This window comes from Streptomyces sp. (assembly GCF_019510245.1).
In the GTDB taxonomy this organism is placed as follows: Bacteria; Actinomycetota; Actinomycetes; order Streptomycetales; family Streptomycetaceae; genus Streptomyces.
This window is the reverse complement of record NZ_JAEKKT010000175.1, coordinates 18,001-37,681: the sequence shown is the minus strand read 5'-3', so window position 1 is coordinate 37,681 and position 19,681 is coordinate 18,001. Positions and strand designations below refer to the sequence as shown.

The window sequence follows — 19,681 nt, the reverse complement described above, 5'->3', positions numbered from 1 at the left end:
TCAGCTGATCTTGACCGGGTTGACTACATCCGCTACTAGGACCAGCAAGGTAAAGCAAACGAAGATTCCAGCCACCACGTAGGCCACCGGCATCAGCTTCGCCACGTCGAACGGGCCCGGGTCCGGGCGGCGCAGGACCTTGGCCAGGTGGCGGCGGAGCGACTCCCACAGGGCGCCCGCGATGTGGCCGCCGTCCAGCGGCAGCAGCGGGAGCATGTTGAAGAGGAAGAGGGAGAGGTTGAAGCCGGCCACGAGCATCAGGGCCATCGCCAGCTGTTCGGTCGGCGGGATGTCCAGGGTGAAGATCTCGCCGCCGACCCGGGCCGCGCCGACCACGCCCATCGGGGAGTCCGCCTGGCGCGGGGCGCCGTCGAAGGCCGCGTCCCACAGGGCCGGGATCTTGCCGGGCAGGCTCACGATGGAGTCGACGGCGTCGCCGACGCGGTCGCCCATCCAGGTCAGGGAGTCGCCGAAGTCCTGGCGGACGATGCCGGTGGCGGCGCTGAATCCGAGGAAGCCGGCGGTGACGTACTGCCCCTGGACGATCTGGCCGCTGGAGTCCTTCTTGGCGACCTGGTTGGTGGCGATCTTCGCGTGCAGGGTGACGTCCTGGCCCTTGCGGTCGACGACGATCGCGACCTCCTTGCCGGGGGTGGACCGGATCAGGTCGGAGAGCTGGTTCCAGCTGTCGGTGCGGACGCCGTCGAAGGAGAGGATCTTGTCGCCGGCCTTCAGGCCCGCGGCGGCGGCCGGGGCGGCGGCGTCGGTCTTCTTGCAGGTGTCGCGGTTCTCGCTCTGCGCGATCACGCACTGGGAGACCGAGCTGACCGTGGTGGTCTGCTGGCTGATGCCGAAGCCCATGAGGACGGTGAGGAAGAGCGCCACCGCGAGGACCAGGTTCATGAACGGGCCCGCGAACATCACGATCACGCGCTTCCAGGGGGCGCGCGTGTAGAAGAGGCGGGACTCGTCGCCGGGCTGGAGCTCCTCGAAGGCGGCCGAGCGGGCGTCCTCGATCATGCTGCGCCAGGGTGAGGTGGAGCGGGCGGTGACCCGGCCGTCGGCGCCGGGCGGGAACATGCCGATCATGCGGATGTAGCCGCCCAGCGGGACGGCCTTGATGCCGTACTCCGTGTCGCCCTTGCGCCGCGACCAGATGGTCGGGCCGAAGCCGACCATGTACTGCGGGACCCGGATGCCGAAGAGCTTGGCTGTGGAGAGATGCCCCAGCTCGTGCCAGGCGATCGAGACCAGCAGGCCGATCACGAAGACGACTATGCCGAGGATCATCATCAGGGCTGTCATGCACGCGCCTCCGCGGTCGCCTTCTGCGCTGTCAGTTCCCGGGCCCGAACCCGTGCCCAGGTCTCCGCTTCGAGTACGTCCGGCACGGTGAGCGAAGTTCCCGTACGAGGGGTGCCGTGCTCCTCGACCACCCGGGTCACGGTCTCCATGATGCCGTTGAAGGGCAGCAGACCGGCCCGGAAGGCCTCGACGCACTCCTCGTTGGCCGCATTGAACACCGCCGGGGCGGTGCCCGCGAGCTCACCGACGTGCCGGGCCAGGTTCACGGACGGGAAGGCCTCCTTGTCCAGCGGGAAGAACTCCCAGGTGGAGGCCTTGCCCCAGTCGAAGGCCGGCGCCGCGTCCGGGACCCGTTCGGGCCAGCCGAGACCGATGGCGATCGGCCCCCGCATGTCGGGGGGCGTCGCCTGCGCGATCGTGGATCCGTCCGTGAACTCGACCATCGAGTGGACATACGACTGCGGGTGCACGACCACCTCAATGCGGTCGAAGGGAATGTCGTAGAGGAGGTGCGCCTCGATGACTTCCAGCCCCTTGTTGACCAGGGTGGCGGAGTTGATCGTGATGACCGGTCCCATCGCCCAGGTGGGGTGGGCGAGCGCGTCCTCGACGGTGACGTTCGCCAGGTCGGCCTTGGTGCGGCCGCGGAAGGGGCCGCCGGAGGCGGTCACGACCAGTTTCCGGACGTCGGCCCTCGTCCCCGCCGCCAGCGACTGGAAGAGCGCCGCGTGCTCGGAGTCGACCGGGATGATCTGGCCGGGCTTGGCCAGCGCCTTGACCAGCGGTCCGCCGACGATCAGCGACTCCTTGTTGGCCAGCGCGAGGGTGTGGCCCGCCTCCAGGGCGGCGAGGGTGGGGGCGAGGCCGATGGAGCCGGTGATGCCGTTGAGAACGGTGTGGCAGTCGGAGGCGGCGGCGTGGGTGGCCGCGTCGGGTCCGGCGAGGATCTCGGGGAGTGGTTCGCCGGGGCCGTAGAGCGCCGTCAGCGCCTCGCGCAGGGCCGGTACGACGTCCTCGAGGGCGACCGCGACGGTGCGCACCCGCAGCCGGTGCGCCTGCTCGGCGAGGAGGGCGATCCGGCCGCCGTGGGCGGACAGGGCGGTGACCCGGAAGCGGTCGGGGTTGCGCAGGACGAGGTCGATGGCCTGGGTGCCGATCGATCCGGTGGAGCCGAGGATCACCACGTCCTTCGGGCCGTCGCCCACGAGCGGGTCGTACACGAGGTGCGGGTCGGCGAGGGGTGCCGGACTGGCGGGACTGTCGGTCATCCCCCCATTGTGGCCGCATCGGGTGGCCGGGAGGACAGGGCGTCCCCTTCATGGGCGGCGCGGTACTGTATATACGCAAGGCCAAGCTGGATATACGAGGGGTGTCGCCATGGCCAAGACTCTGATCGACATCGACGAGGAACTGCTGGCGCAGGCGGCCATAGCGTTCGGGACCAAGACGAAGAAGGACACCGTGACCGCGGCCCTGAAAGAAGGCGTCGAACGTAAGAAGCGCGCCCTCGCGCTGGCCCGGCTGGCCGCGCAGGCCGACGCGGGCGACTTCGACATCCTTCTGGACAAGGCGAACTATCGACGATGAGCACGGCCAAATATCTCATCGACACAAGCGCCCTCGTCCGGGTCCTCAAGCAGCCGACTCTCGCCCACTGGGAGAGCCCCCTGGCAGAGGGTCTCGTTGCCCGATGCCCGGTGACCGAGATCGAGTTCCTCTACAGCGCCAGGAACGCCGAGAACCGCGTGCAGATGGTCGAGGACCTGGACGCCCTGTTCTGCTGGACACCCCTGGACGACCGCGCACTGACGCGGGCATGGCGCGTCCAGGAGGAGCTGACCGCCAAGGGCCGGCACCGCTCGGCGGGGACAGTGGACCTCCTCGTAGCCGCCACCGCCGAGATACAGGGCCTCACGGTGCTGCACTACGACAACGACTTCGAGACCATCGCGTCGGTCACCGGCCAGCCCGCCCAGTGGCTGATGCCACCGGGCAGCCTGTAGCCGACGTGGCCGTCCTCACCCGAACGGGCGCCGGACGTTGTCCCGCCGGGACGGCCCGGGGGCCGCGTCGGCGATCCACGGGCCCTCGCCCGACGGGTCGACGATCCCGCGCTCCAGCCATTCGAAGGAGCCGCCGAGCACGCCCTTGACGACCTTGCGGTCCAGGTCGTCGGTGTTCGACCAGAGGCGGTTGAACAGCTCGTCGACGCGGATGCGGGACTGCCGGCAGAACGCGTCGGCGAGCAGGTAGGCCTCCCGGCCGTGGTCGCCCTGGCGGCGCAGCAGTTCGGCGCGGACGCAGGCCGCGCTCATCGCGAACAGCTCGGCGCCGATGTCCACGACCCGGCCCAGGAAGCCCTGCTTGGTCTCCATCCGGCCCTGCCAGCGGGACATGGCGTAGAAGGTGGAGCGGGCCAGCTTGCGGGCGTGCCGTTCCACGTAGCGCAGGTGCGGGGCGAGGTCCACGCCGTGCTTGAAGTCGCCGTACGACGTGGGGAGCTGGCCCGGTCCGGCGACCAGCTTGGGCAGCCACTTGGCGTAGAAGACGCCCGCGTTGGCGCCCGCCCTGGCCTTGTCCTGGAGGGACTTGTCGGGGTCGATGAGGTCGCCGGCGACCGAGAGGTGGGCGTCGACGGCCTCGCGGGCGATCAGCAGGTGCATGATCTCCGTGGAGCCCTCGAAGATGCGGTTGATGCGCAGGTCGCGCAGGAGCTGTTCGGCGGGGACGGCGCGTTCGCCGCGCGCTTTCAGCGACTCCGCCGTCTCGAAGCCGCGGCCGCCGCGGATCTGGACCAGCTCGTCGGCCATCAGGCAGGCCATCTCGGAGCCGTAGAGCTTGGCGAGGGCGGCCTCGATGCGGATGTCGTTGCGGTTCTCGTCGGCCATCTGGGAGGACAGGTCGACGACCGCCTCCAGGGCGAAGGTGGTCGCCGCGATGAAGCTGATCTTGGAGCCGACCGCCTCGTGCAGCGCGACCGGCTTGCCCCACTGCTCGCGGACCGCCGACCACTCGCGGGCGATCTTCAGGCACCACTTGCCCGCGCCCACGCACATCGCGGGCAGCGAGAGCCGTCCGGTGTTGAGCGTGGTGAGGGCGATCTTGAGGCCGGCGCCCTCGGCGCCGATGCGGTTGGCGGCCGGGACCCGGACCTGGTGGAAGCGGGTGACGCCGTTCTCGATGCCGCGCAGGCCCATGAAGGCGTTGCGGTTCTCGACGGTGATGCCGGGGGAGTCGGCCTCGACGACGAAGGCGGTGATGCCGCCCTTGCCGTTCTCGGTCTTCGGGACCCGGGCCATGACGACCAGCAGGTCGGCGACCACGCCGTTGGTGGTCCAGAGCTTCACGCCGTCGAGGACGTAGTCGTCGCCGTCCCGTACGGCCGTGGTGGCCAGACGCGCCGGGTCCGAGCCGACGTCCGGCTCGGTGAGCAGGAACGCCGAGATGTCGGTGCGGGCGCAGCGCGGCAGGAAGGCGTCCTTCTGCTCCTGGGTGCCGAAGATCTTCAGCGGCTGCGGCACGCCGATCGACTGGTGGGCGGAGAGCAGCGCGCCGACCGCGGGGTTCGCGGAGCCGACCAGGGAGAGGGCCCGGTTGTAGTAGACCTGGGTGAGACCGAGGCCGCCGTACTTGGGGTCGATCTTCATGCCGAGGGCGCCGAGTTCCTTGAGGCCGGCGATCACCTCGTCCGGGATGCGCGCCTCGCGCTCGATGAGCGCCGAGTCGATCTTCGTCTCGCAGAACTCGCGCAGCCGCGCCAGGAACTCCTCGCCGCGCTGCACGTCGTCGTCCGCCGGGAGCGGATGCGGGTGGATGAGGTCGAGCCGGAAGCGCCCGAGGAACAGCTCCTTGGCGAAACTGGGCTTGTGCCAGTCCTGTTCCCGGGCGGCCTCCGCCACCTGGCGGGCCTCCCGCTCGGTGACGGCGGGTTTCTTGGTGGTGGGGGCGGACATTGAGGCTCACCTCGCCACGAAAGGGGTTGTCGGGGACCGTTCGTTACCGACCAGTGCTACTGGATCGTTGGTACCCGAAACGGGCCGCACCTACCAGCCCTCGCGGTCCGATCGGCTGACGGGCGGACGGCCCCGACGTGTTTCCCGGCCGGTGGCGGGCAGTCCGGAGCGCGACGAGGCCTGACCGGCCGAGCGACCGGTTCAGCCGGGCGCGGCCGAGGCGGTGGCGCCATACTTGCCGGGCGCAGCCGAGGCGGCCGGCAGCGTCTTCGCCGTCTCGGACAGGCGCGGTCTGCGGTGTTGCATCGGGGGGCCTTCCGGGGGACGGTTCGGGTACGCCCCTCAGACGGCCGTACGACCTCTTTGTGGCCGCCGCCCCCTGGACAGGTTGCCTGAGCCGCCCGGCAAATCGTTGTCGAAGCGCTTCGACAGCCTATGGACACCCACCCGCACTGAAGCTACTGTCGAACCACCCTCACTCGCCACCTGTCAGCAATGCGCACTGTCGAAGCGCTTCACAAAGCTTGGAGAGCTGGATGGTCACCCTCGCCGAGGTCGCCCAGCACGCCGGAGTCTCGGCGAGCACGGTGAGCTATGTCCTCAGCGGCAAGCGGTCCATCTCCGCCATCACCCGGCAGCGGGTCGAGCAGAGCATCCGGGAGCTGGGCTACCACCCGAACGCGGGCGCCCGCGCCCTGGCCAGCAGCCGGTCGAACATCATCGCGCTGATGATCCCGCTGCGCACGGACATGTACGTGCCGGTGATGATGGAGATCGCGATCGCGGTGGCCACCACGGCCCGCGCGCACGGCTACGACGTCCTGCTGCTCACCGGCGAGGAGGGGCCGGACGCGGTGCGCCGGGTCACCGGCAGCGGGCTCGCCGACGCCATGATCCTCATGGACGTGGAGCTGGAGGACGAGCGGCTGCCGCTGCTGCGGCAGACCGACCAGCCCTCCGTGCTCATCGGCCTGCCCGCCTCGACCTCCGGGCTGACCTGCGTCGATCTCGACTTCGGGGCGACCGGCGCGCTGTGTGTGGAGCACCTCGCGAAGCTCGGTCACCGTGACATCGCTGTCATCGGCGAGGCCCCGGCCGTCTACGAGCGGCACACCGGCTTCGCCGAGCGCACCCTGGACGGACTCCGCTCCCGGGCCCGGGAGCTGGGCCTGAGGGTGCTGCACCGGCCGTGCGAGGGCGGGTACGACGCGATGACCGCCACGCTGGCCCGGATCTTCGACGAGCGCCCCGGCACCACGGGCTTCGTCGTCCAGAACGAGTCCGCGGTGGAGCCGCTGCTCGCGCTGCTGCGCCAGCAGGGCCGGGCCGTGCCGGAGGACGTGTCCGTGGTCGCGATCTGCCCGGACCAGGTCGCCGTCCAGGCCTCGGTACGGCTGACCTCGGTCGCCATCCCCGCGCAGGAGATGGGCCGGTACGCCGTGGAGCACCTGGTCGCCAAGCTGGACGGCCGGGGCAGCGAGGACGTCGTGCTGATCGCACCCGAGTTGACGGTACGGGCGAGCACGGGACCGGCGCCGGCCGGGTCCTGAACCGCTCTCCCTCCCCACCGTGCCCCACCGTGCCCTGCCGAGCCGGGGCACCCCCATGTCTGCACTCATTCAGGAGCGCGCACGTGAATCAGCCTGCCGAGAACCCGTCTGCCACTGTGCAGCCCAAGGTCAGCCTGGCGCAGTCCTCCCCCACCCTCGGCACCTTCCGCGAGCGGGACGGAGCCCTGGAGTGGAGCGGCCGTCAGGAGACGCTGCGGATCGAGCCCTGGGGTCCGGACGCGGTCCGGGTGCGGGCCCGGCTCGGCGGGCCGATCCTCGAAGGGCTGCCGGGCGCTCTGCTCGACGAGCCCCCCGCGACCGGGTCGACCGTCAAGATCGGTGACGGGGAGGGGCAGTTGACGGTCGGCGGCCTGACCGTGGAGGTGTCCGCCGAGGGCCTGGTCCGCTTCCTGCGCACCGACGACCGCTCGGAGGTGCTGGCCGAGGAGCGCGCGCACTTCTGGTGGCCCGGCTCACGCCTGTACACCGCGGTGGGCAACGGCTACCACCGTCTGGAGCAGCGGTTCGCCGCCTACGAGGGCGAGCGGTTGTTCGGCCTGGGCCAGCACCAACACGGGCGCCTCGACCAGAAGGGCCTGGTCCTGGACCTGGTCCAGCGCAACGCCGAGGTCTCGATCCCGGTCCTGGTCTCCAGCCGCGGCTACACGCTGCTCTGGAACAACCCGGCGATCGGCCGCGTCGAGCTGGCCGGCAACGGCACCCGCTGGGTGGCCGACTCGGCACGTCAGCTCGACTACTGGATCACGGTGGGCACCCCGGCCGACGGGCAGCGCAACTACAGCGCGGTGAGCGGCCGTTCGCCGATGCTGCCGGAGTGGGCGGCGGGCTTCTGGCAGTGCAAGCTGCGCTACCGCACCCAGGACGAACTCCTCGCCGTGGCCCGGGAGTACAAGCGCCGCGGCCTGCCCGTCTCGGCGATCGTCTGCGACTTCTTCCACTGGACCCATCTCGGCGAGTGGAAGTTCGACCCGAAGGAGTGGCCGGACCCGGCCGCGATGGTCCGCGAACTGGACGAGCTGGGCATCAAGCTGGTGGTGAGTGTCTGGCCGTCGGTGTCCCCGCTGAGCGAGAACCATCCGGTGATGGAGCAGCGCGGCTACTTCATCGGCACCCAGTACGGCCCGACGGCACACGCCGACTGGCCGGACAAGGAGGTGGCGTCGACCGTCCAGGTCGCCTTCTACGACGCCACCAACCCGGACGCCCGGGATTTCGTGTGGTCCAGGGTCAAGGAGAACTACCTGGACCCGTACGGCATCACGGCGTTCTGGCTGGACGCCTGCGAGCCCGAGCTGAAGCCGGGCTTCCAGGAGAACCTGCGCTACTGGGCGGGCCCCGGTCTGGAGGTCGGCAACAGCTACCCCGCCGAGAACGCCCGGACCTTCCACGAGGGCCTGCGGGCCGCGGGCGAGGAGGTCGTCACCCTCAACCGTTCGGCCTGGGCGGGCAGTCAGCGGTACGGGGCCGCGCTGTGGTCCGGCGACATCGGCACCGACTTCACGACCCTGCGCCACCAGATCGCCGCCGGCCTCAACACCGCTCTGTCCGGCATCCCCTGGTGGAACACCGACATCGGCGGCTTCCACGGCGGCGACCCGGACGACCCGGCCTACCGCGAGGTGATGGTGCGCTGGTTCCAGTTCGGCGCGCTCTCCCCGCTGATGCGCCTGCACGGCTTCCGCGACCCGGGCATGCCGCTGGGCCCCGACATGACCGGCGGCCCGAACGAGGTGTGGTCGTACGGCGCGGAGGCGGGCGCGATCCTGGAGAAGTACCTGCGGCTGCGCGAGCGCCTGCGGCCGTACGTCCTCGATGTCATGCGGGAGGCCCACGAGGAGGGCCTGCCGGTGCTGCGGCCGCTGTTCCTGGAGTTCCCCGACGACCAGGCGGCCTGGACGGTCGACGACGCGTACCTCTTCGGCCCCGACCTCCTGGTGGCGCCGGTGCTGACGGCGGGCGCCACGGTCCGCACGACGTATCTGCCGGCGGGAGCCCGGTGGACGGACGCGTGGACGGGTGAGGCGTACGAGGGCGGTGCGGCGGTGACGGTGGACGCGCCGCTGGACCGCATCCCGCTGTTCCTGCGCGACGGGGCGGAACTCCCGGTCACGGAGTAGCCCGGCCGGATCGCGACGCCTCCCGTTACCGGCCGGTAAATGTCTCAACTCGGCGGTGTGGCCGGGCAGTCGGAGGGGGTAGTCAGTATCCCCTCCCCTGTCCCCCCACGAAGGGTTCCGCTGCCGTGGCCCTGGCCCCGCTCCCCCTCACGCTCGCCGACCTGCTCCTCAGACCGGGCTTCCGCGCCCGCCGTACTCCGGACCGGGCCTTCGGCCGGCTGCTCGACGCGGCCGGGCCGGCGGAGGGCGACGAACGGTTCACCGACGACTTGCGCCACCTGCTGCGATGTTGGGCGGCGGCCGAGCATCTGACCCCGGTCGGCTGGCTGTCCGCACGCGGGCACGTCGGCCGGCATCTCGCCAACCGCGCCCGGATCCGCCGGCTGCTGGCCGAGCACCCCGAGATCGAGCGGGAGCCCGTCGAGCGCCCGGTGTTCGTGGTGGGCCTGCCGCGCACCGCCACCACGCTCACCCACGGTGTCCTCTCCCTCTCGGCGGACCACCGCTGCCCGCTGCTCTGGGAGTTGCTGACCCCCGGCCTCGACGACGGCCCCGCGGAACGGGAGAAGGCGATCACGACCGCCCGGCGCCTGGTCGACGGCATCAACCTCTTCGCCCCGGGCTTCCGGCACATCCACAACCTGCGCCCCGAGGGCCCGGAGGAGTGCACCTTCGCGCTGCCGCACACGGTGATGCCGCTCTCCCAGGCGGTGATCCCCGGGTACCTGCCCTGGCACGAGACCCATGACTTCGGCGCCGACTACCGCTACCTCAAGCAGATCTACCAGGTCCTCCAGTACGGCCGCCCGCGCCGCCGCTGGGTGCTGAAGTCGCCGCTGCACCTGGAGAACCTGGACGCGCTGCGGGCGGTCTTCCCGGACGCCACGATCGTGTGGACGCACCGCGATCCGGCCACCGCCGTGGCCTCGTTCTGCAGCCTGGTCGAGCACGGCATGGCGGTGAACACCCGCCCCCTCGACCTGCACGGGATCGGTGCCACCTGGCTGGAGCTGCTGGCCCGCTCGGCCCGCCGCGGCCTCGCGTCCCGCGCCGGCATCCCCCGCGACCGCCTCGTCGACGTGCCGTACTCCTGGCTGGGCTCCGACCCGGCCGCGGGCGCCCCGAAGCTCTACGCGGCCGTCGGCGCCCGCTGGACCGAGGCCGACGCGGCCCGCCTCCCGGCCGTCGCCGCCCGCCCCAGAGGGACCCGGGTCCACAGCTACGACCTGGCCCGCTACGGCCTGACCCGCGCGGACGTCGACACCGCCTTCGCGGACTACAACGCGCTGCGCGCCGAGGTCGACCGGGCCTGACGGCGCGCGGGGCGGCCCCGCCGGATCGCGGGACCGCCCCGGTGGCTCAGCTGCTGCTGACGCTCTCGCTGTTGACGGTGAAGTCCAGACCGCCGGACGAGGACGTGATCTCGAAGCCGAACTGCACGTCACCGATGGTGACGTTGCCGAACCAGCCCTTGGTGTCCTTGATCCACTTCAGGATCGGCAGGATGTCGACCGTGCCGGAGGTGGAGTTGGAGCTGCGGACGAACGAATAGACGTTGTTCGAGCCGTTGTTGCCCTTGTAGACGGTCCAGGTGCTGCCGCCCAGCGTGAGGGTGCCCTGCGAGGTGCCGAGCGGGCCGACGGCGCCGGTCTTGTTGACCCAGAGCATGATCTCGTTGGCGTAGCCGGTGTCCCAGATGTCGTACGACGTGTTGTACGCGCCGGACGACGGGACGGTCACGTTGTAGCTGCTGGTGAGCGAGCCGAGAGAGGTGATCGTCTTGTTGATCACCTTCTTGGAGTTCGGGTACGACTTGATGCCGCCGGTGTTGGGGTGGTTGGCGTTGACGCCCCAGTTGGTGCCGGAGTTGGCCCAGATGCACTGGGTGCCGGCGCCGGAGCCCCAGATGTTGTTGTAGAGGGTGTAGCCGTTCAGCGTGGTGTTGCCCCACTGGTCGCAGGAGCTCCAGACGGCGGCCGAGGCGGGGGCCGCGGCGAGGCCGACGGTGGCGCCGAGGGCGAGCGCGGGGGCGATCAGGGCGGTGACGGCCCTGCCGAGCGTGCGTGATGCCATGGTGTCCCTTCCATGGGTGGGGGGAGGTGCGGATGGCTACCACGTCCCCAGGGTGAGGACGTGGTCTTCTCCGGCGACGAGGTCGAGCGGCCGGCTGCCGGAGGAAGTCCGCAGGTCGACGCGGAGCGTCCGGTGCGGCTTGAGGACGGCCCGCGCGCCGTCGGGCGTCCAGTCGAGGTCGAGTTCGGCTCCGAAGCGGGTGCGGACGCCGTGCAGCCGCCCGGTCCTCAGGCCCCGCGGCGGCGCCGGCAGCAGGACCAGCCGGTCCGGGGTCGACTGGACGAGGGCTTCCACGAGCACGGCGGGCAGGGTGTGGGCGGCGTCCGCGTTGTAGACGTCGAGGTGCGGGTAGTGGGCGCTCATCAGGGAGGCGTGGAAGAAGTCGCCGCCCAGGACCTGGGCGAGGGCGGCGCCGACCCGCTCGCCGTCCCGCAGGCGGGCCGCGACGAGCGCGTGGTGGAGGTGGCCGTGGGCCGAGTCGTTCTCGGCACCGCGCAGTTCGAGCGCGCGGTGGGCGGCGGCCGCGAGCTCCGGGGTGTCGTACGGGGTGATCTCGTCGAGCGGCCAGACGCCGTACAGGTGGCTGAGGTGGCGGTGGTCGTAGGTGTCGTCGAGGCCGGGCCAGGCCCATTCGGCGAGCGCGCCGTCGGCGTTGATGCGGTGCGGGGACAGCCGGTCGGCGAGGGCGCGCCAGCGGTCGGCGTCCGGGCCGGGGTGGTAGTCGGCCGCGGTGCGCAGGGCGTGCCGGGCGGCGGAGAGGTCCATCGCCGCGTTGAGTGTGCCCCAGCTCGCGTTCGCGGGCCGGTTCTCGGGGGAGTAGGACGGCACGACGACGAGGTGGCCGTCGGCGTCGGTGCGGGTGAGGAAGTCCTCGTAGAACAGGGCGACTTCGGCCAGCACCGCGGCCGTGCGGGGATCGTGCTCGCCGCGGATCTCGTCGTGGTCGACGAGCGGCTTGAGCAGCCAGTCGGCGCCCGCTGTCCACAGGTGCAGGGGGTACTCGCGGCTGAAGTGGTAGGTCAGTCCGGACTCGCCGTCGCTGTGCGCGGGCGCGACCACGCCCCGGGCGCCGAAGACGGTGCGGGCGTTCTCCCGCCAGTCGCCGAGCTGGCGCTGGACCAGTGCGGCGCACGCCTCGGTGACTTCGGGCAGGGCGGCGGCCGCGGCCGAGGCCGTCTGGAGGTTGACGTTGGCGTCGTTGGTGAAGGCACCGGACCAGGCGGTGTTCCACTCGCCGGTCCACAGGCCGGTCAGGCGGGGCGGGTTGAGGCCGGAGGCGGAGAGCAGGTGATAGCGACCGGCGGCGAAGAGCCGCTCCAGGAGGGCCGCTTCGGTCGGCTTCCTCAGCAGCTCGGAGCCCGGCAGCGCGCGTTCGGCCGGGTCGGCGGCCAGGTCGAGGGTGACACGGGTGTAGGCGGTGCGGTGCGGCCCGAGATGGCGGGCGAGCAGCGTGTCGTACGACTCCCGGCCGGCGAGCAGGTCGCTCAGTTCGCGTGTCTCGGCGGTCACGTCGAGTTCGCCGGTGTGGCGGCGGACCCGGGTGAGCAGGAGGACGGACTCGGCGCCGGTGACGCGGACGCCCGGCGGGACGAGTCGGGTGCTGCCGCCGGTGACGGCGACCAGGGTGACGCCGGTGTAGGCGCGGTCGCTGTCGGGGTAGCGGGCGCGGAGGCTGAGCAGGGCGCCCTCGGGGGTGCGCAGCGCGCCGTGGCCGACGCCCAGGCCGGACGGGGCGCCGGGCAGCCGGTGGTCGAGGGCGATGTCGAGGGCGGCGGCGCCGGTGACCTGCTGCACGATCACGTCGTCCGCGCGGGAGACGAAGACCCGGCTGGTCCAGTCGGCGGCGGTGGCGGTGACCTCTCCGGTGGTGAAGTCCACGGAGCGGCGGTAGCCGTCGGGCCGGGTGTGCGGCCTGCGCAGCCGGATCTGGAAGGCGGGGTGGAAGGGCTGCACCCACTGGAGCGGACGGCCGTCGGTGAAGCTCTCGGCGGCGGCCGGCTCACCGGCGAGCAGCCTGTCCTGCACGTCGGCGAGTCCGGCCGCCAGGCGGGGCGGGCGGGCGCGTTCGCCGCCGTTCGGACGGACGAGGGTGTGGTGGGTGACGATGACCCGGTCGTCGTTCGGATCGCCGAAAACGAGGGTGCCGTGATGGCCGTTGCCGCTCAGGAAGGCGTCCTCCCAGCGGGCGGCGGGGGCGGGCTCCCAGGTGCCGTGGACGGGGCCGGTGGCGCTCATGGCTTGAGCACCGCCACTCCGTAGCGGCCAAGGACGGTCTCGCCGGTGACCGTCGTACCGGTCAGCAGGTCTCGATGTGTTCCCATGACCGGAACCTTTACCTGATCACACCCGTGGTTGAACAGGAACAGCAGCTCACCCCGGCGCACCGCCTCGACTCCGGTGGGCAGGCCGTCGAGCACCGGGCGCACCCCCGCGTCCGCCGCGATCCGGCCGAGCAGCTTGCGCAGCGCCTCCGGCTCGGGGAGCGTGGAGACGTACCAGGCGCGCCCGTTGCGCAGCACGGCCGGCATTCCGTCGAGTTCCCCGCCCTGGTAGGGCACGGTCTCCGTGACGCCGGGCATCGCCTCGATCTCCTCCGACCACAGGGTTCCGCAGAAGCCCTCGCACACGACGGTCTCCCCCGCGTCCAGCGGCCACCACTCGTGCAGGGTGCGGATGCCGAAGAGCTCGCGCAGCCGGGCGTCCATGCCGCCGGGGCGGATCCGGTCGTCCTCGTCGGCGATGCCGGTCAGGAAGCCGCTGACCAGGGTGCCGCCGCCGCGGACGTAGGCGAGGAGGTTGCCGATCGCGGCGTCGGTGAGGAGATAGAGCTGCGGGACGACGACCAGCCGGTAGGGGGACAGGTCCTGTTCGGGGTGGGCGAAGTCGGTGGTGAGGTTCGACTCCCACAGGGCCCGGTGCCAGGCGTGCAGGACGTCGGGGAGGTCCACCTCGGTGGAGAGCCGGCCTTCGTGGGCACCGGCCCACCAGGAGTGCCAGTCGTGCAGCACGGCGACGTCGGCGCCGACGTGCCGATCGGTCACCTCGGCCGCGATCGCGGCCAGTTCGGAGCCGAGCTGCTTGACCTCCTGGTACGTACGGCCCTGCGCCCCCGCGTGGCTGACCATCCCGGAGTGGAACTTCTCCGCGCCCTGCCGCGACTGCCGCCACTGGAAGTAGCAGACGGCGTCCGCGCCCCGGGCCACGGCCTGGAGCGACCACTGGCGGTTGAGGCCGCGGGGCTTGGGGTGGTTCACCCCGCGCCAGTTGACCGGCCCGGCGGCCTGCTCCATGAGCATCCAGGGGCCGCGCGCCTGGGAACGGGTGAGGTCGTGGACGAGCGCGCCGTGCTGCGGGGCGAGGGGGTCCCTCGGGTCGGGGTAGAGGTCGACGGAGACGACGTCCTCCTCGGCGGCCCAGCGCCAGGCGTCCTGGCCGATCCACAGCGGCATGAAGTTGGTGGTCACCGGGATGTGCGGGGTGTGCCGGGCGACGATGTCCCGTTCGGCCGTGTAGCACTCCAGGAGCATGTCGGAGGTGAAGCGGCGGAAGTCCAGCACCTGGGTGGGGTTCTTCAGGTAGTGGGCGTGGCGCGGGGGCAGGATGCCGTCCCAGGTGTCGTAGCCCTGGCTCCAGAACGCCGTGCCCCACGCGGTGTTGAGGGCGTCGAGGGTGCCGTAGCGCTCGCGCAGCCAGCGGCGGAAGGCGGCGGCGGCCTCGTCGCCGTGGTCGAAGGTGCAGTACTCGTTGTTGATGTGCCACATCGTGAGGGCGGGGTGGCCGGCGTAGCGGGCGGCGAGGTCCTCGGTGATGGCGGCGGCGTACCGGCGGTAGGTGGCGCTGGAGTGCGAGAAGTGCTGGCGGCCGCCCCACCACTCGGTGCGGCCGTCGGCGTCCCGCGGCAGGGTGTCCGGGTGCAGCCGCCCGAGCCACGGCGGCGGTGAGGCGGTGGGGGTGGCGAGGACGACGCCGATGCCGTGGTCGTGCATCAGGTCCATGAGCCGGTCCAGCCAGCCGAAGTCCCGCTCCCCCGGTTGCGGTTCGAGCCGCGCCCAGGAGAAGACGCCCATGGTCACGGAGTTGACGCCGGCGGCCGTCATCAGCCGGACGTCCTCGTGCCAGGTCTCCTCGGGCCACTGCTCCGGGTTGTAGTCGCCGCCGAAGAGGATGCGGCCGCGGGTGGCGTCGGTGAGCCCCGGCATCAGCTGGGCTCCCCGTACTGGATGCCGCGCCCGTTGGTGGCCAGGTAGACCCTGCCGTACACGCGCGGGTCGCCGGTGACGGCCTGCCCGATCCAGCCCCACTGGTGCCGGTCGTCGTTGATCCGGACCCAGGTGCCGGCCTCGTCGTCGGAGCGGCGGACGGCGGTGCCGGAGTCGGTGGAACCGACGAGGTAGATCGCGGGGTAGTCGGCGCCGGGCGCCGCCTTGCCGAAGCCCAGGGTGTACGCGGCCCGGCAGCTGGTGACCTTGACGAAGGCGGCCCCGCCGTCCGTGGACCGGTACAGGCCGTTCCCCTTCACGCTCAGCCACAGGTCACCGCACCGGCCGGGCGCCGCGACCAGCTGGAACTGGCTGTCACAGGAGGGCAGCCCGGTCGCACGCGCGGTGAAGGTGCGGCCACTGTCGGTGCTGGCTCGTAGCGTTCCCGTGTCGGTGTCGTACGCGTAGAAGAGCGTCGGGTCGGCCGGGTCGGCGACCGGCGTGGCGCCCTTCGGGAAGGAGGAGATCTCGGTCCAGGTGGCACCGTTGTCCTCCGACCGGTGGGCGGGGTACCTGGTCCCGTCCCAGTGCACGAAGGACCACAGCAGCACGCTGCCGTCGGCGTTGACGGCGATCGGCCCCGGTGCGTCGTGGGCGAGGGAGGGCTGGGCGGCGAAGGGTGCCCAGGTCCGGCCCCCGTCGTTCGAGTACGCCCCGTTGCCGTTGTCGCCCCAGCCGGCGCGGACCACGTACGCCGGCCGGCCCGCGGCCTGCGCGAGCCCCGTCGCCGACCCGGACACGGGGTTCGTGGCCATCCCGCGGGACGGAGACGCGGTGAGCCGCTCGTGGTACAGGACGCCGATGTCCCCCGAGCCGCTCAGCAGGTGTGCCTCCCCGGCCGGGGGCGACACCAGCTGAAGCACGGAGGTCTCCTCCAGGCCGCGGATCTGCGGGGCCCAGTGGACGAGGTCGCGGGTGCCGTAGAGGGTGGCACCGGTGCCGTAGACGATGTGCTTCGAGTCGTACGGGTCGACGGCGACGGCCTGGATCCACCACCCGAACTTCGGCTGGTCGCCGCCCCACTTGAGGAAGGGGGTCTCCGACACGTCGAAGACGGCGGAGTCCTTGAGGGACGTCCAGGTACGGCCGCCGTCGGTGGTCCGGTAGAGGGTGTCCACGGCCGACCAGCGGTTGTTCGTCGAGACGACGGCGGTACCGGGCCGGCGGGCGTCGACGGCGACCCCGCCGTAGCCGAAGGTGTCGCTGCCGCCGGGTCGGACCGGCGTGACCTCGGTCCACCTGCCCGTGCCGGTGGCGAGCTTGTGCACGCTGCCGTCCGCCTGGCCGTTGGGGCCGGGGGCGTCGGCGTACGTCACGTACAGCTCGCGGGCGTGCCGGTCGTAGGCGGCGCGGACCGGGACCTTGGCGGAGGTGCCGGCGGGCTGTCCGGGTACGGCCTCCCAGGCCGTCCCGTCGGTGGTGCGGTACAGGCTGACGGCGGTCGCGCTGCCGTCGCCGTCCGCCCAGCCGGCGTAGACGGCACGCCCCACGGCGACGAGGAGGCTGACGCCCTGCCCGGAGGCGGACGGGGTGGCCGGGAAGCCGCCGGCCGCCGCCCAGGTGGCGCCCCGGTCCGTCGACTTGAGCAGTCCGTCGTGTCTCGTCCCCAGCCACAGGGTGTCGCTGTCGCGCGGGTCGACGAGGAGTCGCTCACCCATGCCCCGGCCGTCCTCGTTGGCGCCGAGCTTGACGGTGAGGTCGGTACGGGCCCAGGTGGCACCGCGGTCCTCGGAGCGCAGGACCGCGCCGTTGCCGGCCCAGGACTGGGAGTAGGTGCCGAGGGCGAGGTAGAGCCGGCCGGGGTGGGCCGGGTCTACGGCCATCGCCTCCACACCGAGGAGGTTCCAGTCGTCCCAGCCGAGGTGGTCGGTGAGGGGGGTCCAGCGGGCGGTGCGGGCGTCCCAGCGGTAGGCGCCGCCGATGTCCGTACGGGCGTAGGCGAGGCCGGGGGTGGTGGGGTGGAAGAGGACGCCGGTGACGAATCCGGTGCCGCCGATCACCGCGTTGCGCCAGCGGTACGCCTGCGGCTGAGGCTCGGCCGCGTGGGCGGGGCCGACGGTGAGGGTCGGGAGAGCGGTGAGGCCGGCGGCCGCTGCGGTGCCGGCGAGGACGGTTCTGCGGCTCAGGGTGGGCATGGGGAACCTTCGGTGAGCGTGGGTTTGGGTGAGTGGACCGGAGTGAGGGCTGGGGCGGGGGGTTTCGGCCGCCCGCGCTTGCGGGGTGCCTCCCCCAGCCTTCGGCCGGGGGGACCCCCAGCGCCCACCCGTGCCGCCCCAGCGGCACGACTGCCCGCAGCTTGGTGTTTACAGCGCTCCTCAGGGGCGGGGGAACTGCGCGACCAGTTACGAACCACCCGCGGTCGCCGACGCTCCCCGCCGCCCCCCTTCAGAAGGCGACCGTCAGCCCTTCACGGCCCCGGTCAGCATCCCCTTCTTGAAGTGCTTCTGTACGAACGGCGAAAGCACCGCCACCGGCAGCAACGCCATCACCATCACCGCCATCTGCACCGCGAGCCCCGACAGCTCGCCCGTCTTGATCGCCTGCCCCAGCCCCACCGGGGCCTGCTGCTTCTGCACCAGCTGGATCATGACGTTCTGCAGCGGCATCTTGTCCTGGTCGTTGAGGTACAGGGAGGCGTTGAACCAGGCGCTCCAGTACCCGACCGCGTAGAACAGGGTGATCACGGCCAGCACCGCCCGGGACAGCGGCATCACGATCTGCCACAGGATCCGGAAGTCGCCGGCGCCGTCGATGCGCGCGCTGTCGGTCAGTTCCTGGGAGATGCCCATGAAGAACCCGCGCAGGACGAGGATGTTGAAGACGCTCACCGCGCTCGGCAGGATCAGGGCGAGATAGCTGTCGGTCAGGCCCAGGGACTGGACCAGCAGATAGGTCGGGATCAGGCCGGCGCTGAAGAACATCGTCGCCAGCAGCAGCATCAGGAACCAGCGGTGGCCGAGCGAGCCGATGCGCGAGAGGCCGTAGGCGCACAGGACCGACACGGTCATCGAGAACAGCGTGCCGACGAGGGTGATCAGGACGCTGATGACCGTGGCCCGGGTGACCTGACCGCCGCTCAGCAGCTCCTTGTAGGCGACGAAGGTGATGCCCTTGGGGATCATCACGAGGCCGCCCGCCTCGTCGATGGTCTTCCGGGAGGACAGGCTGGTGACGACGACGATCCAGAGCGGGAAGAGGATGGCGAGGCAGGCCAGGGTGAGGACCAGGCCCTTGCCGGCGGCACCGGCCCTGCCGGGTTCCTCCTCCCAGACCGGGCGGGGCGGTGCGGCCCACCGGGACGGCGGCCGCTCCGGCGCGGACGGTTTGTCGATGACGGCGGTCATTTCTTGTACACCCCCTGCTCGCCCATGAGATGGGCCACCTTGTTCGCGGCGAGGACCAGTCCGAGGCTGACCACGCCCTTGATGAGGCCGGCGGCGGCCGCGTAGCCGAAGTCCTGGTTGCGGACGCCGTTCCACCAGACGAAGGTGTCGAGGACTTCGGAGGCTCCCGGTCCCACGGCGTCGCGCTGGAGGAGGATCTGTTCGAAGCCGACCGTCAGCGCGTCGCCGACCCGCAGGACCAGCAGCAGTGCGATGACCGGGCGCAGCGCAGGGAGCGTGACGTGCCAGATGCGGCGCCAGCGGCCCGCGCCGTCCATGGCGGCGGCCTCGTAGAGGTCGGGGCTCACGGACGCCAGTGCCGCCAGGAAGACGATGATCCCCCAGCCCGCGTCCTTCCAGACGCCCTCGGCGGTGACCAGGAACTTGAAGGTCGACGGGTCGGTCATGATGTCGAGGCCGTCGTAGCCGTGCTGCCGCAGCAGCTGCGACAGCACGCCGGCCCCGCCGAAGATCTGCTGGAAGACGGAGATGACCAGCACCCAGGAGAAGAAGTGCGGGAGGTACAGCACCGCCTGGGCGATCGCCCGCACCCGCGGCCGGACCACGCTGTTGATGAGCAGCGCGAGGGCGATCGGGATCGGGAAGAACAGCACGAGTTGCAGGAAGAACAGCACCAGGGTGTTCTTCACCGCGTTCCAGAACGCGGAGTCGGCGAAGATCTGCTGGAAGTTCTCCAGGCCCACCCATGCGCTGTGCAGCATGGAGACGATGCCGTTGTCGCTGATGTAGGGGTCGTAGTCCTGGAAGGCGACGATGTTGCCGAGGATCGGCAGGTAGTTGAAGACCAGGAGCAGCAGGACCGCCGGCAGGGTCATCAGGATCAGGGCGCGGTCGCGTCTGAATCTGAGGCGCAGGCTCAGCTTTCCGGTGTTCCCCTGCTTACGGGGGCCGGTGGCGCCGCCGGACGCCACCGGGGTCCTCCGCGCCTTGTCGTCTGCCTCGGCCCTGCTGCGAGGCACCGTGCTGTGGGACACGGCCGTTCTCCTTGCCTCGGCTTCC

The 19,681-nt window shown here is 71.4% G+C and carries 14 protein-coding genes; 5 read left to right on the top strand and 9 right to left on the bottom strand.

The features are described from left to right. Both JF597_RS34270 and dxr read right to left on the bottom strand, forming a co-directional pair. Positions 1-1,293, bottom strand: a complete 1,293-nt coding sequence (locus JF597_RS34270) for an RIP metalloprotease (protein ID WP_294004379.1) — start codon at positions 1,291-1,293, stop codon at positions 1-3. An 8-nt stretch (positions 1,294-1,301) separates the two neighbouring features. Next, positions 1,302-2,573, bottom strand: coding sequence for a 1-deoxy-D-xylulose-5-phosphate reductoisomerase (dxr, locus tag JF597_RS34265; protein ID WP_294004345.1), 1,272 nt, complete (start codon positions 2,571-2,573; stop codon positions 1,302-1,304). 109 nt (positions 2,574-2,682) lie between these two features. Here dxr and JF597_RS34260 point away from each other — a divergent pair, with 109 nt between their 5' ends. Then, the gene (locus JF597_RS34260) at positions 2,683-2,892 is read left to right on the top strand and encodes a type II toxin-antitoxin system VapB family antitoxin (protein WP_133027381.1); all 210 of its coding nucleotides are present in this window, start codon (positions 2,683-2,685) and stop codon (positions 2,890-2,892) included. Next, positions 2,889-3,308: a PIN domain nuclease gene (locus tag JF597_RS34255; RefSeq protein ID WP_294004337.1), complete on the top strand. Its 420-nt coding sequence runs from the start codon at positions 2,889-2,891 to the stop codon at positions 3,306-3,308. Before JF597_RS34260 ends, JF597_RS34255 begins: the two co-directional genes overlap by 4 nt. Before the next feature lie 15 nt (positions 3,309-3,323). Here JF597_RS34255 and JF597_RS34250 read toward each other — a convergent pair whose 3' ends face one another. Further along, a complete protein-coding gene (locus JF597_RS34250) occupies positions 3,324-5,258 on the bottom strand; it encodes an acyl-CoA dehydrogenase family protein (RefSeq protein ID WP_294004334.1) in 1,935 nt (644 codons plus the stop codon). Positions 5,259-5,794: 536 nt separating this feature from the next. On the opposite strand from JF597_RS34250, the gene JF597_RS34245 reads away from it, so the two are divergent. The 3 genes from JF597_RS34245 (at position 5,795) to JF597_RS34235 (ending at position 10,259) form a co-directional block, all read left to right on the top strand. Next, positions 5,795-6,808: a LacI family DNA-binding transcriptional regulator gene (locus tag JF597_RS34245; RefSeq protein WP_294004331.1), complete on the top strand. Its 1,014-nt coding sequence runs from the start codon at positions 5,795-5,797 to the stop codon at positions 6,806-6,808. A gap of 83 nt (positions 6,809-6,891) precedes the next feature. Further along, positions 6,892-8,946: a glycoside hydrolase family 31 protein gene (locus tag JF597_RS34240; RefSeq protein ID WP_294004328.1), complete on the top strand. Its 2,055-nt coding sequence runs from the start codon at positions 6,892-6,894 to the stop codon at positions 8,944-8,946. A 125-nt stretch (positions 8,947-9,071) separates the two neighbouring features. Further along, positions 9,072-10,259, top strand: a complete 1,188-nt coding sequence (locus JF597_RS34235; protein ID WP_294004325.1) for a sulfotransferase — start codon at positions 9,072-9,074, stop codon at positions 10,257-10,259. A 46-nt stretch (positions 10,260-10,305) separates the two neighbouring features. Here JF597_RS34235 and JF597_RS34230 read toward each other — a convergent pair whose 3' ends face one another. The 6 genes from JF597_RS34230 to JF597_RS34205 all read right to left on the bottom strand — a co-directional run bounded on the left by JF597_RS34230 (position 10,306) and on the right by JF597_RS34205 (position 19,656). Further along, positions 10,306-11,019, bottom strand: coding sequence for a hypothetical protein (locus JF597_RS34230; RefSeq protein WP_294004323.1), 714 nt, complete (start codon positions 11,017-11,019; stop codon positions 10,306-10,308). A 36-nt stretch (positions 11,020-11,055) separates the two neighbouring features. Further along, positions 11,056-13,254 carry a glycoside hydrolase N-terminal domain-containing protein gene (locus JF597_RS34225; protein ID WP_294004320.1) on the bottom strand — a complete coding sequence of 733 codons (2,199 nt, stop codon included), beginning with the start codon at positions 13,252-13,254 and terminating at the stop codon, positions 11,056-11,058. After that, positions 13,251-15,218, bottom strand: coding sequence for a beta-galactosidase (locus JF597_RS34220; RefSeq protein ID WP_294004318.1), 1,968 nt, complete (start codon positions 15,216-15,218; stop codon positions 13,251-13,253). The genes JF597_RS34225 and JF597_RS34220 overlap by 4 nt, the downstream gene beginning before the upstream one ends. Further along, positions 15,218-17,413 (bottom strand): sialidase family protein, encoded by a 2,196-nt coding sequence (locus JF597_RS34215; RefSeq protein ID WP_294004315.1) that lies wholly within the window; start codon positions 17,411-17,413, stop codon positions 15,218-15,220. The genes JF597_RS34220 and JF597_RS34215 overlap by 1 nt, the downstream gene beginning before the upstream one ends. 264 nt (positions 17,414-17,677) lie before the next feature. Next, positions 17,678-18,622, bottom strand: coding sequence for a carbohydrate ABC transporter permease (locus tag JF597_RS34210; RefSeq protein WP_294004312.1), 945 nt, complete (start codon positions 18,620-18,622; stop codon positions 17,678-17,680). Next, positions 18,619-19,656, bottom strand: a complete 1,038-nt coding sequence (locus JF597_RS34205) for an ABC transporter permease subunit (RefSeq protein ID WP_294004309.1) — start codon at positions 19,654-19,656, stop codon at positions 18,619-18,621. The genes JF597_RS34210 and JF597_RS34205 overlap by 4 nt, the downstream gene beginning before the upstream one ends. Positions 19,657-19,681 lie beyond the last annotated feature (25 nt).

What these genes read in the sequence shown, in the direction of transcription:
- JF597_RS34215 (WP_294004315.1), bottom strand. Translation starts at nt 17,413, where the DNA reads ATGCCCACCCTGAGCCGCAGAACCGTCCTCGCCGGCACCGCAGCGGCC.
- JF597_RS34210 (WP_294004312.1), bottom strand. Translation starts at nt 18,622, where the DNA reads ATGACCGCCGTCATCGACAAACCGTCCGCGCCGGAGCGGCCGCCGTCC.
- JF597_RS34250 (WP_294004334.1), bottom strand. Translation starts at nt 5,258, where the DNA reads ATGTCCGCCCCCACCACCAAGAAACCCGCCGTCACCGAGCGGGAGGCC.
- JF597_RS34270 (WP_294004379.1), bottom strand. Translation starts at nt 1,293, where the DNA reads ATGATGATCCTCGGCATAGTCGTCTTCGTGATCGGCCTGCTGGTCTCG.
- JF597_RS34245 (WP_294004331.1), top strand. Translation starts at nt 5,795, where the DNA reads ATGGTCACCCTCGCCGAGGTCGCCCAGCACGCCGGAGTCTCGGCGAGC.
- JF597_RS34225 (WP_294004320.1), bottom strand. Translation starts at nt 13,254, where the DNA reads ATGAGCGCCACCGGCCCCGTCCACGGCACCTGGGAGCCCGCCCCCGCC.
- JF597_RS34220 (WP_294004318.1), bottom strand. Translation starts at nt 15,218, where the DNA reads ATGCCGGGGCTCACCGACGCCACCCGCGGCCGCATCCTCTTCGGCGGC.
- JF597_RS34230 (WP_294004323.1), bottom strand. Translation starts at nt 11,019, where the DNA reads ATGGCATCACGCACGCTCGGCAGGGCCGTCACCGCCCTGATCGCCCCC.
- JF597_RS34260 (WP_133027381.1), top strand. Translation starts at nt 2,683, where the DNA reads ATGGCCAAGACTCTGATCGACATCGACGAGGAACTGCTGGCGCAGGCG.
- dxr (WP_294004345.1), bottom strand. Translation starts at nt 2,573, where the DNA reads ATGACCGACAGTCCCGCCAGTCCGGCACCCCTCGCCGACCCGCACCTC.
- JF597_RS34255 (WP_294004337.1), top strand. Translation starts at nt 2,889, where the DNA reads ATGAGCACGGCCAAATATCTCATCGACACAAGCGCCCTCGTCCGGGTC.